General features: G+C 69.5%; 11 protein-coding genes and 1 pseudogene. 7 read left to right on the top strand and 5 right to left on the bottom strand.

Features of this window, described 5'->3' with window-relative positions:
- The first annotated feature begins 17 nt into the window (after positions 1-17).
- The gene (locus tag FU658_RS02330) at positions 18-881 is read left to right on the top strand and encodes a sulfurtransferase (protein WP_147890600.1); all 864 of its coding nucleotides are present in this window, start codon (positions 18-20) and stop codon (positions 879-881) included.
- Positions 882-891: 10 nt separating this feature from the next.
- Here the strand turns inward: FU658_RS02330 and FU658_RS02325 are convergent.
- The 4 genes and pseudogenes from FU658_RS02325 to uvrA form a co-directional block, all read right to left on the bottom strand.
- Positions 892-1,661 (bottom strand): annotated as a pseudogene (locus FU658_RS02325) (enoyl-CoA hydratase/isomerase family protein).
- Between the two features lie 11 nt (positions 1,662-1,672).
- Positions 1,673-2,614, bottom strand: coding sequence for a DUF4139 domain-containing protein (locus FU658_RS14240; protein ID WP_187265865.1), 942 nt, complete (start codon positions 2,612-2,614; stop codon positions 1,673-1,675).
- A 626-nt stretch (positions 2,615-3,240) separates the two neighbouring features.
- Entirely contained in the window at positions 3,241-3,648 is a 408-nt protein-coding gene (locus FU658_RS02315; protein ID WP_147890598.1) for an acyl-CoA thioesterase, read from the bottom strand.
- Positions 3,645-6,557: an excinuclease ABC subunit UvrA gene (gene uvrA, locus FU658_RS02310; protein WP_147890597.1), complete on the bottom strand. Its 2,913-nt coding sequence runs from the start codon at positions 6,555-6,557 to the stop codon at positions 3,645-3,647. The genes FU658_RS02315 and uvrA overlap by 4 nt, the downstream gene beginning before the upstream one ends.
- A 279-nt stretch (positions 6,558-6,836) precedes the next feature.
- On the opposite strand from uvrA, the gene rplU reads away from it, so the two are divergent.
- The 3 genes from rplU to cgtA all read left to right on the top strand — a co-directional run bounded on the left by rplU (position 6,837) and on the right by cgtA (position 8,748).
- Complete coding sequence (gene rplU, locus FU658_RS02305; RefSeq protein ID WP_147890596.1) at positions 6,837-7,148, top strand: 50S ribosomal protein L21; 312 nt, start codon at positions 6,837-6,839, stop codon at positions 7,146-7,148.
- An 18-nt stretch (positions 7,149-7,166) separates the two neighbouring features.
- On the top strand, positions 7,167-7,427 hold the full coding sequence (gene rpmA, locus FU658_RS02300) for a 50S ribosomal protein L27 (protein ID WP_147890595.1): 261 nt from the start codon (positions 7,167-7,169) through the stop codon (positions 7,425-7,427).
- Positions 7,428-7,647: 220 nt separating this feature from the next.
- Positions 7,648-8,748, top strand: a complete 1,101-nt coding sequence (gene cgtA, locus FU658_RS02295) for an Obg family GTPase CgtA (RefSeq protein WP_147890594.1) — start codon at positions 7,648-7,650, stop codon at positions 8,746-8,748.
- 163 nt (positions 8,749-8,911) lie between these two features.
- Here the strand turns inward: cgtA and rpsT are convergent, their stop codons facing one another.
- Positions 8,912-9,181, bottom strand: coding sequence for a 30S ribosomal protein S20 (gene rpsT, locus FU658_RS02290; protein WP_147890734.1), 270 nt, complete (start codon positions 9,179-9,181; stop codon positions 8,912-8,914).
- A 152-nt stretch (positions 9,182-9,333) separates the two neighbouring features.
- On the opposite strand from rpsT, the gene murJ reads away from it, so the two are divergent.
- The 3 genes from murJ to ileS are packed head-to-tail and all read left to right on the top strand — an operon-like array spanning position 9,334 to position 14,715.
- Complete coding sequence (murJ, locus tag FU658_RS02285; RefSeq protein ID WP_147890593.1) at positions 9,334-10,896, top strand: murein biosynthesis integral membrane protein MurJ; 1,563 nt, start codon at positions 9,334-9,336, stop codon at positions 10,894-10,896.
- Positions 10,897-10,930: 34 nt separating this feature from the next.
- Complete coding sequence (locus tag FU658_RS02280) at positions 10,931-11,881, top strand: bifunctional riboflavin kinase/FAD synthetase (protein WP_147890592.1); 951 nt, start codon at positions 10,931-10,933, stop codon at positions 11,879-11,881.
- Positions 11,878-14,715, top strand: coding sequence for an isoleucine--tRNA ligase (gene ileS, locus FU658_RS02275; RefSeq protein WP_147890591.1), 2,838 nt, complete (start codon positions 11,878-11,880; stop codon positions 14,713-14,715). Before FU658_RS02280 ends, ileS begins: the two co-directional genes overlap by 4 nt.
- Positions 14,716-14,757 lie beyond the last annotated feature (42 nt).

Genomic DNA, 14,757 nt, shown 5'->3' with positions numbered 1-14,757 from the left:
AGGCAGGGAGTGCGTGCATGGAGACCGAATGGACGGCGCTGGTGTCGGCCGTGGAGCTGGCGGCCAACCTTGGCGATCGCGACGTGGTGGTCGTGGACTGCCGCGCATCGCTGGCCGACCCTGGTCAGGGTCGGCGTGACTGGTTGTCGGCGCACATTCCCGGCGCCCGGCATGCCCGTCTCGAGGACGAACTGTCCGGACCTGCTGCGGCTGCCGCGGGACGCCACCCGTTGCCCGCTTCAGGGGCCCTGTGTGCCCACCTGGGCGCCTGGGGCATCATGCCCTCCACGCAGGTGGTGGCCTACGACGCCGCCGACGGCGCGATGGCCGCTGCGCGCCTGTGGTGGTTGCTGAGGTCGCTGGGCCATCGTCGTGCGGCGGTGCTCGACGGTGGCCTGGCCGCATGGCGCGATGCCGGCCTGCCACTGCAGGAGGGGGAGGAGTCGTGGCAGCCCGCGCTCTATGCGGACCCGGGTTACCTGCCCGGTGAATGGTTGGACTCCGATGAACTCCGGGCGCGACTGGACCACACAGGCCATTGCCTGGTCGATGCACGCGCAGCGGAACGTTTCCGTGGCGAGGTCGAGCCGATCGACCCGGTCGCCGGCCACATACCCGGGGCCCGCAACCGCCCCTACACGGCGAATCTCCAGGACAGCGGGCTGTTCAAGCCGGCCTCGCAGCTGCGCGAGGAGTGGGAAGAGTTGATCGCGCCCAATCGCCCGGCCGACGTGCTGCTGATGTGTGGCTCCGGGGTCACCGCCTGCCATCACCGGCTGGCCATGGCCCATGCGGGCCTGGAAGGGGCCCGTGTGTACGCGCCGTCCTGGAGTGGCTGGATCTCCGACCCGGCCCGGCCGGTGGCGACCGGCCAGGCCTAGCGTCGGGGCCTCAGGCGGGCTTGCCGGCCTTGCCCGCCTTGAGCCGCGCCACCATCGTCTGCAGCACCGACTGGGTCTCGGGTGAGAACCAGTCGTCGATGAAACGGTCGATGTTCATCCGCTTCGGATCGTCCAGGGCGTCCACCAGGTCGGCACGTGCCAGCCGCCGGGTGGCCAGCATCGGGGCGGAGGGCTTGGCCAGCAGGTCCTCGAGCCAGATGCGCGCACGCAAGCCGACATGCTCGATCTCGGTGGTCTCGTCGACCAGGTTGATCGCCAGCGCAGCCTCGGATTCGACCATCGCGCCGGACACCATCAACCGCTCGGCACGGTAGGGGCCGACGACCCGGCGCAGCAGGTGCTGGATGCCGTCGGGCACGACCACGCGACCTCGACCTCGTTGAGGCCGATGCGGAACGGCCCCTGTGCCATGACCCGGTAGTCGCAGCACAGGGCCAGCACGCAGCCCCCGGCGGGGCTGTGGCCACCGATCGCGGCGGCCACCGGTATCGGGCTGCGGGCGATGCTGCGGGCGCATTCGAAGAAGCTGTGCCAGGACGCGGCCAGGGCGTCGCGCTCCAGCGTGAGCAGGTAGGGCACGTCCAGCCCGGCGGAAAAGACCGTCGGCCCGCCGCTGAGGATGAGCGCGCGCACGCCGTCGCCGGGTGCGGCCTCGACCGCGCCACGCAGCGCTTCGAGCAGGTCCGGGTTCAGCGCATTGACCGGAGGCCGTGCCAGCCGGAGTTCAAGGATGTCGCCGCTGCGGGAGGATTCGATCATGGCTGCGCCTTTCAGGGGACTCGGACGTCGGGAGCCCAACGATACCGCACCGTATAGGTCAGCGTGGCTTCCCCGTCGGCGGGCACATCGACGTCGAAGCGCACCGTCTGCGCATCGGTCTTCTCGTGCGACTGCGAGGCCTCGAGAATCTCCCAGTCGGTCCAGCGCGGCAGTGTCTCGTGCACCTGGATCCGGGCGGGCTGGCCACCGCCGTTGCGCAGGGTGAGCTCGAAGCTTTCCGTCATCTGTCGGCCGCTGCGGTCGAGGGTGAAGTCGGTCGAGCGCCGTTCGGCACCGAGGTCGAAGACAGTGCCCAGCACCAGGTCGACCCGGGCATTGACCGCCGTGTGGGCCAGTGCGGCCTCGCCGAGCAGGTCGCCGTCGTCGAACACCCTTACCCGCCCGGCCGGAAGCGGCTGCCCGAGACCCTGCGCCTGGCGGTTGTCGAAGCTCAGGTTGATGGTGACCGGCAGGTCGCCGGTATGCCCGTATTCGGGCTGGACGACCGGAGTGCGGTGGCCACGCCACATTCGCGGCGTGCGCACCTCGTAACGGCGCTGGCAGGCGACGGCGTCGGCGGTCGCGATCAACGGCACCTGCTGGATGCTGCCATCGGGCAGGGTGGTCCGGCCGGGCAGCGTGTAGGCATGGTACTCGCCCGAGCGCTCCGGAGCCGGCGGCGGCGGCGCGGCCGGACGACTGGCGTACGCCCTGGCCATATCCATTTCCGCTCGCGGTGCAGCGTCATGCACCCGCCGCGGTTCGCCGGCCACGAGCGTGAGTTGCGTGTCCGCGAAGGCCTTGCCGGAGCGATTGGCCACCTGGGCCTGGCCGGCAAGGCGCATGGCGCATTGGCGGCCGCTGGAGAGGTCGGCGCGGTACTCCGCGCGCCACGCAAGCCCGGCGGTCGGGTAGTCGAGCTGGAAACGTTGCGAACCGCCACCGCTGCGCACCTCCCATCGCAGCCCGGGCTTGGCGCTGAGCCGTCGGGCAACTCGTTGAGCTCGAAACCGGAGAAGCTCGACAGCACCCGCACGCGGCCATCGGGCAGCGCCAGCGTCAGGCCGTTGCCGGCGGCGAGAAGCGTGCCGGTATGGCGTTCGCGCTCGTTGCCGACGGCCTGTTCGACGGTCACGGTCCGACCGATCGATCGCCGCAGCAATTCCTCCTGGCCGGCGAGCGCGAAGTCGAAGCGCTGGCCCAGCACCTGGGCATTGCCGAGCGGCTGCAGGTCGACGCCGGCCACGTCGATCTGGGTCGGCAGGCCCGACATATTGATCGTGTCGACACCGCTGGCCAGCCGGAAGACGTGCTCCTCGCGCACCAGCGCGTAGCCTTGGCTGCCGTCGCCATACTGGCTGAGTCCTTCGTAGCCGCCGCTGTAGATGGTGAGCGAGGCGTTCTCGGGTTGCGCGGTGGCGTGGGTGGCCGCAAGCGCGGCGACGAGGGCAACGAACAGCGGGGCAGGCTTCATGCGGGGCTCCTGGGGTCCGGCGGGGTCGAGCCGCTCGACGCGGCACGACGACGCCTACGTTTACCCCAGGAGTGCGCCCGGCTGCACGCAGGCGGTGCCCGGCGTTTAGCCGGCAGCAGGCTCGCAGCCGCTGCGCACGGCGTCGGGAAGCGGTACCGGACGGCCCGAGCGGGGGTCGATCCACACGGTCACCACGTGCCCGTCGCAATGCAGTTGCCCACCGGATTCGTCGAGGATGCGGTGCGACAACGTCAGGCTCGACGATCCCAGGCGCTCGACCGCCAATTCGACCTGCAGCGTCGCTGGCCACTCGATCGGTCGCCGGTAGTTGAGCTGGGAGGCGGCCAGCACCGGGGCAGCGCCCTCGCTGATCCACTCGCCCTCGAGCGCGTCCAGCCACTGCAGGCGCGCTTCCTCCAGGTAGGTGAGGTAGGTGGCGTTGTTGACGTGGTTGAACGCGTCGAGATCGCTCCAGCGCACGGCGATGCGCGCGTTGAACAGCGGGGTGCTCATGCGCGGCCCTCCGCCTTGCGGCTTGCGGCTGCCTTCTTGCGGGGCGCAACCGTCTTCTTGCGCGGCGTGCCCGAGCTTCCCTTCGCCACCTCGAGCATGCGCGCGAGGAACTGCCCCGTGTGCGAACGCGGGTTCGCGGCCAGGTCCTCCGGCGTGCCGGTGGCGATGATCTCGCCGCCGCGGTGGCCGCCCTCCGGCCCCAGGTCGACGACCCAGTCGGCGGTCTTGATCACGTCGAGGTTGTGCTCGATGACGACGATCGTGTTGCCGTCGTCGCGCAGCCGGTGGAGCACTTCCAGCAGGTGCTCGATGTCGTGGAAGTGCAGGCCGGTGGTCGGCTCGTCGAGGATGTAGAGCGTACGGCCGGTGTCGCGACGCGAGAGCTCCTTGGACAGCTTCACCCGCTGCGCCTCGCCACCCGAAAGCGTGGTCGCCGACTGGCCGAGCTTCACGTAGCTCAGGCCGACATCGATCAGCGTCTCCAGGCGGCGGGCGATCGCCGGCACCGGCTGGAACAGTTCCAGCGCGTCCTCGACGGTCATTTCCAGCACGTCGTGGATCGAGTAGCCCTTGTAGAGGATCTCCAGCGTCTCGCGGTTGTAGCGCTTGCCGTGGCACACGTCGCAGGGCACGTAGACGTCGGGCAGGAAGTGCATTTCGACCTTGATCAGGCCGTCGCCCTGGCAGGCCTCGCAGCGGCCGCCGCGCACGTTGAAGCTGAAGCGGCCGGGAGCGTAGCCGCGGGCGCGTGCCTCCGGGACCTGGGCGTAGAGCTCGCGCAGTGGTGTGAACAGGCCGGTGTAGGTGGCCGGGTTCGAGCGCGGCGTGCGGCCGATCGGGCTCTGGTCGATGTCGACGACCTTGTCGAACAGGTCCATGCCGTGCACCTCGCGGTGCGCGGCCACGCTGTGGCTGGCACCGTTGAGCTCGTTCGCCGCGAGGTGGTACAGGGTCTCGTTGATCAGCGTCGACTTGCCCGAGCCCGATACGCCGGTGACGGCGACGAACAGGCCTGCCGGGATCTCGAGGTCGACGTCCTTGAGGTTGTTGCCGCTGGCGCCCAGCAGCCGCAGGGTCATGTCCTTCCTGACCTTGTGGCGCTGCGTGGGCACCTCGATGCGGCGGCGGCCGGCGAGGTAGTCGCCGGTGACCGAGCGCGGCGAATCCATCATGTCCTGCACGCTGCCCTGGGCGACGATCTCGCCACCGTGCACGCCGGCCCCGGGGCCGATGTCGAGCACGTGGTCGGCCAGGCGGATCGCGTCCTCGTCGTGTTCGACCACGATGACGGTGTTGCCGAGGTCGCGCAGCCGCGTCAGCGTGCCCAGCAGGCGTTCGTTGTCGCGCTGGTGCAGGCCGATCGAGGGCTCGTCGAGCACGTACAGCACGCCGACCAGGCCGGCGCCGATCTGGCTGGCCAGGCGGATGCGCTGTGCCTCGCCCCCCGACAAGGTGTCGGCCTGACGCTCGAGCGACAGGTAGTCCAGGCCGACGTCGACCAGGAAGCGCAGGCGGTCGCCGATCTCCTTGATGATCTTCGGCGCGATCTCGCCGCGCCATCCATCCAGCTTCACGCCATTGAAGAAGGCCAGGGCCTCGTCGATCGGCAGCCGGGTGATCTCGTGCAGCGGCCGGTCGGCGACGAACACGTTGCGTGAGGCCGCGTTGAGCCGCGCGCCGCCACAGTCGGGGCAGGGCCGGTCGGAAATGTACTTGGCCAGTTCCTCCCGCACCGCCGAGGATTCGGTTTCGCGGTAGCGGCGCTCCAGGTTGGGCACGATGCCCTCGAAGCGATGCTTGCGCTGGGTCTTGCCGCCCGACTCGGTGAGGTAGGTGAAGGTGATCACCTCCTCGCCGCTGCCGTAGAGCACCGCGTTGCGGGCGGTGTCGCCCAGCTCCTGCCACGGCGTGTCGATGTCGAAGTGGTAGTGCTTGGCCAGCGAGGCGACGAGCTGGAAGTAGTAGGCGTTGCGACGGTCCCAGCCGCGCACCGCGCCGGCGGCGAGGCTCAGGTCGGGGTGCACCACGACGCGCGAGGGGTCGAAGAACTGGCTCACGCCGAGGCCGTCGCAGGTCGGGCAGGCGCCGACCGGCGAGTTGAACGAGAACAGCCGCGGCTCGAGTTCGGGCAGCGAGTAGTCGCAGACCGGGCAGCTGAACTTCGACGAGTACAACTGCTCCGGAGCCTTCGGGTCGTCGAGGTCGGCGACGATCGCCAGGCCGTCGCCGAGCTTGAGCGCCGTCTCGAAGCTTTCCGCCAGCCGCTGCTTGAGGTCCTCGCGCGGCCGGAAGCGGTCGATCACCGCCTCGATCGTGTGCTTTTGCCGTAGCGCCAGGGTCGGCACCGCGTCGAGTTCGTACACCTCGCCATCCACGCGCGCCCGGACGAAGCCCTGCGCGCGCAGCTGGTCGAACACCTGCACGTGCTCGCCCTTGCGGTCGCGCACGACCGGCGCCAGCAGCATGAAGCGTTTCTCCTCCGGCAGGGCCACGACCTGGTCGACCATCTGGCTGACGATCTGGGCGGCCAGCGGGAAGTCGTGGTCAGGGCAGCGCGGGATGCCCACGCGCGCGTAGAGCAGGCGCAGGTAGTCGTAGATCTCGGTGATCGTGCCGACGGTCGAGCGCGGGTTGTGCGAAGTCGACTTCTGCTCGATCGATATCGCCGGGCTCAAGCCCTCGATGTGGTCGACATCGGGCTTCTCCATGACGCTGAGGAATTGCCGGGCATAGGCCGACAGCGATTCCACGTAGCGCCGCTGGCCCTCGGCGTAGATCGTGTCGAAGGCCAGCGAGGACTTGCCCGAACCCGACAGGCCGGTGATGACAATGAGCTTGTCGCGCGGCAGGTCGAGGTCGATGTTCTTGAGGTTGTGGGTGCGCGCGCCGCGGATGCGGATGGTGTCCATGCGGTTCCGTAGGGGGCGGTGGCCGGAACACATCAGCATAGCAGTGCGCCCGCGGCAGGCGGTCCCCTGGGCACGCCGGACGTTTCGGGGGCGTTCGGCCTGGCCTGGCTGGCCGGGCCGGCGCGCGCCAGTCTCCGCGCGTGCCCCCTGGCGTGGCTGCCGGGGAGTTGCTTTCAGGTCCGGATTCGGAGACAATTCCGCTTCTGTCCCGCCACTTGCGGGGCGACTGGCCTTGCCAGCAGTTCGTAACACGACAGAATAACTACAGAGGAATCAGTCATGTACGCAGTCATCGTCACCGGCGGTAAGCAGTACCGCGTGATGAAGGGTGAATACCTGCGCGTCGAGAAGCTCGACGGCGAAGAGGGTGACACCATCAAGATCGACAACGTGCTGATGATCGGTGATGGCGAGTCCATCACGGTCGGCAGCCCGAAGGTGGACGGCGCGCTGGTCGAGGTGCGTATCAAGAGCCACGGTCGCCACGACAAGATCCGGATCGTCAAGTTCCGCCGGCGCAAGCACCATCGCAAGCAGATGGGCCACCGGCAGCACTACACCGAGATCGAAGTCACCGGCATCACGGCCTGAGCGTTAGGAGAGTAAGTCATGGCACAGAAAAAGGGCGTAGGCTCGACCCGTAACGGCCGCGATTCGAACCCGAAGTACCTCGGTGTGAAGATCTACGGCGGTCAGGCGATCGAAGCCGGCAACATCATCGTGCGCCAGCGCGGCACCCAGTTCCATCCGGGTACCGGCGTCGGCATCGGCCGCGACCACACCCTGTTCGCGCTGGCCGATGGCCACGTCGAGTTCGCGGTGAAGGGTCCCAAGAAGCGCCGCACCGTCAGCGTCGTCCCGGCCGCCTGAGTCCAGGCGCCCGACGCTGTACCGGAGAGCCCCGCGTGATGCGGGGCTTTTCGTTTCTGGCACCACGCGGTGGCGTGTTTTTCGGCCGCGGATGGCCCGTTCCGGCCCGCAGGTCGCCACCTTCCCGTGGCAGGGTTGCCGCGTGGCCGGGCCCCTTGCGTGGCGAGCGGCTAGAATCGGGCGTTGCGCCCCTTCCTTTTTCCTTCGGGCAGTACTGACCATGAAATTCGTCGACGAAGCCGTCATCACCGTCAGCGCCGGCAACGGCGGCAACGGTTGCGTGAGTTTCCGCCGCGAGAAGTTCATCCCGCTCGGCGGCCCCGACGGCGGCGACGGCGGCAACGGCGGCAGCGTGTGGCTGGAGTCCGACGAGAACCTGAGCACGCTGGTCGACTTCCGCCACCTTCGCCGCTTCAACGCCCAGCGCGGCGAGAACGGCATGGGCCGGCAGATGTACGGCAAGGCCGGCGAGGACATCACGATCCGCGTGCCGGTCGGCACCGTGGTCTACAACGTGGCGACCGACGAGGTGATCGGCGACATGACCCAGCACGGCGACCGCCTGCTGGTGGCCCAGGGTGGCAAGGGTGGGCTGGGCAACATCCATTTCAAGTCCTCGGTCAGCCGGGCGCCGCGCAAGGCCACGACCGGCACGCCCGGCGAGGAGCGCGAGATCCGGCTGGAGATGAAGCTGCTGGCCGATGTCGGGCTGCTGGGCTTCCCGAATGCCGGCAAGTCGACGCTGATCCGTGCGGTTTCCGCGGCCACGCCGCGGGTGGCGGACTACCCGTTCACCACGCTGTATCCGAACCTGGGCGTGGTGCGCATCGAGGCGCACCGCAGCTTCGTCATCGCCGACATCCCCGGCCTCATCGAGGGCGCCGCCGATGGTGCCGGGCTGGGCAGCCTGTTCCTGCGCCACGTGCAGCGCACGCGCCTGCTGCTGCACCTGGTCGACATCGCGCCGATGGACGACCACACCGACCCGGTCGAGCAGGTGCGTGCGATCGAGGCGGAACTGCGCAAGTACGACCCGGGCATGCTGGACAAGCCGCGCTGGCTCATCATGAACAAGGTCGACCTGTTGCCGGAGGAGGAGCGCCAGCCGCGCGCCGAGGCGGTCGTGAAGGCACTGGACTGGCAGGAGCCCTGGTTCGTCGTCTCGGCGATCTCGAAGGAGGGCACCTGGCCGATCATGCAGCAGGTGATGGCGTTCTTCGATTCGCTGCGCGAGCAGGCCGACGAGGCGGCGGCCGAGCAGGCCTACACGGCCCAGAACGCCGCGAAGGTCCCTGGTCCGGACTGGCCGGAGCGGGGTTGAGGCCGGCCCCGCGGCCCCCCGGGGGACGGGCATGCCGATGACGCCTTCGCCTGCCGGGTCCGTGGCAGCGGTGGCCGGCACCCGGAGGGGGTGGTCGTCCGTCGGCCCAACAAAAAAGCCAGCCCCGGGGGCTGGCTTTTTCGTTTACCGATCCGGAACCCGATCAGGCGGCCTTGATGGCCTTGATGCGGGCGTTGATGCGGCTCTTGTGGCGGGCAGCCTTGTTCTTGTGGATCAGGCCACGGGCGGCGTAGCGATCGAGGATCGGCACGGCGGTGGCGTAGGCGGCCTCGGCGGCGGCGACGTCATTGGCCTCGATGGCCTTGATGACCTTCTTGACCGAAGTGCGCAGCATGGAGCGCTGGCTGGCGTTGCGCGCATTGCGGACAATGGTCTGACGGGCGCGCTTCTTGGCGGACTGGATGTTTGCCACGGCTGTTTCCTGGAAATTGAGGATCGGTGGATCGTGTTGACTGGGGAAATGGGCGCGCAGGCGCGCACGCAAATCAAGACCGGAAATTATGGGTCATCCATGCGATTGAGTCAATTGGGTCGGATGAATGCCGGCCAGCGGGGGGCGTGCGCGTGAGCCGGCCCCGTCTGCTTCGTTCCACCGCGGTGTTCAGCGCGATGACCTTCCTCTCGCGCATCGCCGGATTCGCCCGCGACGTGGTGCAGGCGGCGCTGTTCGGCGCCGGCAGCGCCACGGATGCGTTCACCATCGCCTACCGCATCCCGAACTACCTGCGGCGGATCTTCGCCGAGGGCTCGTTCGCGATGGCCTTCGTGCCGACCTTCTCGGCCATCAAGGAGTCGGGCGACCGTGCCGCGCTGAAGGATTTCCTCGACCACATCGCCGGCGCCCTGTTCGCGGTGGTGTGGCTGGTCAGCGGCCTGGGCATGCTTGCCGCGCCGCTGATCGTCGGCGCGATCGCCCCGGGCACGCTCAACGAGCCGGGCAAGTTCGAGCTGGCCTCGGACATGTTGCGCATCGTGTTCCCGTACCTGGGCTTCATCTCGATGGTGGCGCTGGCCGGTGGCGTGCTCAACAGCTTCGGGCGCTTCGGGCTGCCGGCGGTGACGCCGGTGCTGCACAACCTGATGCTGATCGCGGCGATGCTGTTCTTCACCGGCTATTTCGACGTGCCGATCATGGCGCTGGCCTGGGGCGTGCTGGCGGCGGGCTTCGCCCAGCTGCTGCTGCTGTGGCCGGCGCTGGGGCGGCTGGGGCTGGCACCGCGGCCGCGGATCAACTTCAGGCACGAGGGCGTGCGCCGGGTCTTCAAGCTGATGCTGCCCACGCTGTTCTCGTCCTCGGTGGCGCAGTTCAACCTGATCGTCGGCACGCTGTTCGCCTCCTTGCTGGTGACCGGCAGCCAGACCTGGCTGTGGTACTCCGACCGCCTGGTCGAGTTCCCGCTGGGCCTGTTCGGCGTGGCGCTGGGCACGGTGATCCTGCCGCACCTGTCCAGCCGCTTCGCCGCCACCGATGGCGCCGGCTTCTCCAGTGCCCTGGACTGGGGGCTGCGGCAGGTGCTGCTGCTGGCGCTGCCGGCGGCGCTGGGCCTGGTGCTGCTGGCCGAGCCGGTGGTGACGACGGTGTTCGAGCGCGGTGCCTTCACCGCGCTCGACAGCACCATGACCGCCTACGCGGTCATCGCGATGAGCCTGGGAATCCCGTTCTTCATGCTGACCAAGGTGCTGGCGCCGGCCTTCTTCGCCCGCCAGGACACGAAGACGCCGATGAAGGCGGCGATCGCGACGGTGGTGGCCAACGTGGTGCTGACCATCGCGATCACCACGCCGCTGTGGTTGACCGGTACCCCGGGCGCGCATGCCGGCATCGCGCTGGCCACGGCGATCGCCGGCGCGGTCAACGCGGCGCTGCTGTGGCGCTACCTCAAGCGCGACGGCCTGTACCAGCCCTCGCCCGGCTGGGGCCGGCACCTGCTGCGCCTGATGGCCGGCTGTGTGGCGATGGCGGTCGTGGTACTGGCGCTGCGCGCCTGGATCGGCGAGTTCAGCGCGCTCGGCGAATGGATGCGCTGGGGCGTGCTGCTGGGCGTCGTGGGCGCGGGTGCCGCGGCCTATGGGGCCGGGCTGCTGCTGACCGGCTGGCGCCCGCGCGAACTGCGCTTCGCCGGCTGAGAAGCGCCGGCACCATGCCGCTATACTTGAACGGATGAGCAGGCTTTTCAGGGACGTCGACGGCGGGTGCGTCAGCCCGCGGGGCAGCGTGGTCTGTATCGGTGCCTTCGACGGCCTGCACCTGGGCCATCAGGCGCTGGTCGGCCGCGTGGTCGGCCGTGCGCACGAGTCCGGGCTGGCAGCCGCGGTACTGAGTTTCGAGCCGCTGCCGCGGGAATTCTTCGGTGGCGACCGTGCGCCGGCACGCCTGACGCTGCCACGGGCCCGCATCGAGGGCCTGCTGGCGCTGGGCGTGGACGTGATCGGGCTGTTGCGCTTCAACGCCGCGCTGGCGGCGATTCCGGCCGAGGACTTCGTGCGCCGGGTGATCGGCCAGCGGCTCAACGCGCGTGAAGTCTGGGTGGGGCCTGACTTCCGCTTCGGCCGTGGCCGCAGCGGCGACATCGACACGCTGCGCGGCCTCGGGGCGGAGCTGGGCTTCGAAGCACGCGTCATGGACCAGGTCGACATCGGCGGCAGCCGCGTGTCGGCCAGCCGCATCCGCGCGCTTCTGGGCGAGGGCGAGCTGGACGTGGTGGCGGAGATGCTGGGCCACGGCTACCGGATCTCGGGCCGCGTGGCTCGCGGGCGCCAGCTCGGGCGGCAACTGGGCTACCCGACCGCCAACCTGCGATTGGGCGGCAAGGTACCTGCGCTTCGCGGTATCTTTGCCACCCGCGTCCACGGCGTGGGCCCGGTGCCGATGCCGGCAGTGTCGAGCCTGGGCACGCGGCCGACCGTCGATGGCGCCGAGCCGCTGCTGGAAACCCATGTGTTCGACTTCGAGGGCGACCTGTATGGGCGCCGCATCGGGGTCGAATTCGTCGCAAAGCTTCGCGACGAAGAGAAATTCGACAACCTGGATGCGCTGGTTGCGCAGATGGACCGCGATGCCGCGGCCGCCAGGAACCTCCTCAACGTACACAAAACACGGGCCTCGCAGTGAGCCAGGACTACAAGCACACCATCCACCTTCCCGCCACGGAATTCCCGATGCGCGGCGACCTGCCCAAGCGCGAGCCAAAGGCACTCGAGCAGTGGTACGCCGACGACCTGTACGGCCGCATCCGCGAGAAGGCGCGTGGACGCGAGCCCTTCGTGCTGCACGACGGGCCCCCGTACGCCAACGGCACGATCCACATCGGCCATGCGGTCAACAAGATCCTCAAGGACGTGGTGGTGAAGTCGCGGCTGCTGGCTGGCTTCGACGCCGGCTACGTTCCCGGCTGGGACTGTCACGGCCTGCCGATCGAGGTGGCGATCGAGAAGAAGTTCGGCAAGGTCGGCACCAAGCTCGACGCCGCCGGCTTCCGTCAGAAGTGCCGCGAGTACGCCGCCGAGCAGATCGACCTGCAGCGCGCGGACTTCAAGCGCCTGGGCGTGCTGGGCGAGTGGGACAACCCGTACCGGTCGATGGACTCCGCCTACGAGGCCGACATGCTGCGCGCGCTGGCGAAGATCGTCGAGCGCGGGCACCTGGTGCGCGGCGCCAAGCCGGTGCACTGGTGCTTCGACTGCGGCTCGGCCCTGGCCGAGGCCGAGATCGAGTACGCCGACAAGCAGTCGCCGGCCGTGGACGTGGCCTACGACGCGATCGATCCTGCGGTGCTGGCGGCGAAGTTCGGTGCCGAGGCAGGCGACGCGATCGTGGCACTGCCGATCTGGACCACCACGCCGTGGACGCTGCCGGCCAGCATGGCCGTCACCCTGGGCGCGGAGCTGGACTACGTGCTGGTCGAGGGGCCGTTGCGCAACGGTCGCCGCGTGCTGCTGGTGCTGGCCGAGGCGCTGGCGGGCCCGGCGCTGAAGCGCTACGGCGTCGATGCGGTGAAGGTGCTGGGCCATGCCAGGGGCGCGGCGCTGGAGCACCTGGCGCTGCAGCACCCGTTCTACGCGCGACAGGTGCCGGTGATCCTGGGCGACCACGTTTCCGCCGAGGATGGCACCGGCGCGGTGCACACCGCGCCCGGCCACGGCCAGGAGGACTTCGCGGTCGGCAAGGTCTACGGACTGGAGGTGCTCAATCCGGTCGCCGGCAACGGCACCTACCTGCCGGGCACGCCGAAGGCCGGCGAGCACGAGATCGCCGGGGTCCACCTGTGGAAGGCGAACCCGCTGATCACCGACGCGCTGGCGAAGAGCGGCCACCTGCTGGCACAGGAGACGATCACCCACAGCTACCCGCACTGCTGGCGGCACAAGACCCCGGTTGCCTTCCGCGCCACCGCGCAGTGGTTCATCTCGATGGAGAAGGCCGGCCTGCGCCGCGACGCGCTGGCGGCCATCGACAGTGTGCGCTGGGTGCCCGGCTGGGGCCGCGAGCGCATCGCCGGCATGGTGTCGGGCCGCCCGGACTGGTGCATCAGCCGGCAGCGCACCTGGGGCGTGCCGATCGCGCTGTTCTCGCACCGCGAGACCGGCGAGCCGCATCCGCGCTCGGTGGAACTGATGCGCCGCGCCGCCGACCTGGTGCAGCAGGGCGGCATCGACGCCTGGTACGCGCTCGACCCGGCTCAATGGCTGGGCGGGGACGCCGACGATTACGAGAAGGTCACCGACATCCTCGATGTCTGGTTCGACTCGGGCGTCACCCATGAGGCGGTGCTGGCGGCACGCGGCATCGGCAAGCCGGCCGACCTGTACCTGGAGGGCTCCGACCAGCACCGGGGCTGGTTCCAGAGCTCGCTGCTGACCGGCGTGGCGATCGATGGGGTGGCACCGTACCGGCAGTGCCTGACGCACGGCTTCACCGTCGACAAGGACGGCCGCAAGATGTCCAAGTCGGTCGGCAACGTGGTCGCCCCGCAGAAGGTGGTCGACGCGATGGGGGCCGACGTGCTGCGGCTGTGGGTGGCCGGCGCGGACTACCGCAACGAGATGTCGGTCAGCGACGAGATCCTCAAGCGTTCCGGCGACGGCTATCGCCGCATCCGCAATACCGCGCGCTTCCTGCTGGGCAACCTGGCCGGCTTCGACCCGGCCCGGCACGTGGTGCCGGCGGCGGACATGGTGCTGCTGGACCGCTGGATCGTGCACCGCGCGCACGCGCTGCAGGCGAAGATCGAGGCGGCCTACGAGCGCTACGACTTCGCCGAGATCGTGCAGTCGCTGGGCAACTTCTGTTCGGTCGACCTGGGCGCGCTGTACCTGGACGTGACCAAGGACCGCCTCTACACGATGGGCGAGGACAGCCGCGGCCGGCGCTCGGCGCAGACCGCGATGTACCACGTGGCCGAGGCGTTCGTGCGCTGGGTCGCGCCGATCCTGAGCTTCACCGCCGAGGAGATGTGGGCGCACCTGCCCGGCGAGCGCGGCGACAGCGTGCTGTTCGAGACCTGGTACGACGGCCTCTCGCCGTTGCCCGACGACGCGCCGTTGTCGCCGGCGGACTTCGACGCGCTGCTCAAGCTTCGCGAGGCGGTGTACGCGGTGCTGGAGCCGATGCGTGGCGCCGGGCAGCTCGGCGCGGCACTGGAGGCCGGGGTCGAGGTGTGCGCGCCCGAGCCCCTGGTCGCGAAGCTCGCGCCCATGGCGGACGAGCTGCGCTTCCTGTTCATCACCTCGAGCGTGGCCCTCAAGCCGGTGGCTGAGCGTGCCGGGGACGCGGTGCGTCCCGGCGAGGCCGACGTGTGGGTGCGGGCGACCAGGAGCAGCCATGCCAAGTGCATCCGCTGCTGGCATTACCGCGACGACGTGGGCGCGAACCCGGAGCACCCGGAAATCTGCGGCCGCTGCGTCGACAACATCGAGGGGGCCGGCGAGGATCGTCGCTGGTTCTGAGCCCAAACGGCGCGGCCCGCGCTGCGCCGATCCGGAGAATGC

It is taken from the genome of Alkalisalibacterium limincola, assembly GCF_008017755.1.
In the GTDB taxonomy this organism is placed as follows: domain Bacteria; phylum Pseudomonadota; class Gammaproteobacteria; order Xanthomonadales; family Xanthomonadaceae; genus Alkalisalibacterium; species Alkalisalibacterium limincola.
This window is presented reverse-complemented; position numbering and strand designations above follow the sequence as displayed.

What these genes read in the sequence shown, in the direction of transcription:
- uvrA (WP_147890597.1), bottom strand. Translation starts at nt 6,557, where the DNA reads ATGGACACCATCCGCATCCGCGGCGCGCGCACCCACAACCTCAAGAAC.
- rpmA (WP_147890595.1), top strand. Translation starts at nt 7,167, where the DNA reads ATGGCACAGAAAAAGGGCGTAGGCTCGACCCGTAACGGCCGCGATTCG.
- rplU (WP_147890596.1), top strand. Translation starts at nt 6,837, where the DNA reads ATGTACGCAGTCATCGTCACCGGCGGTAAGCAGTACCGCGTGATGAAG.
- FU658_RS02315 (WP_147890598.1), bottom strand. Translation starts at nt 3,648, where the DNA reads ATGAGCACCCCGCTGTTCAACGCGCGCATCGCCGTGCGCTGGAGCGAT.
- FU658_RS02280 (WP_147890592.1), top strand. Translation starts at nt 10,931, where the DNA reads ATGAGCAGGCTTTTCAGGGACGTCGACGGCGGGTGCGTCAGCCCGCGG.
- FU658_RS02330 (WP_147890600.1), top strand. Translation starts at nt 18, where the DNA reads ATGGAGACCGAATGGACGGCGCTGGTGTCGGCCGTGGAGCTGGCGGCC.
- cgtA (WP_147890594.1), top strand. Translation starts at nt 7,648, where the DNA reads ATGAAATTCGTCGACGAAGCCGTCATCACCGTCAGCGCCGGCAACGGC.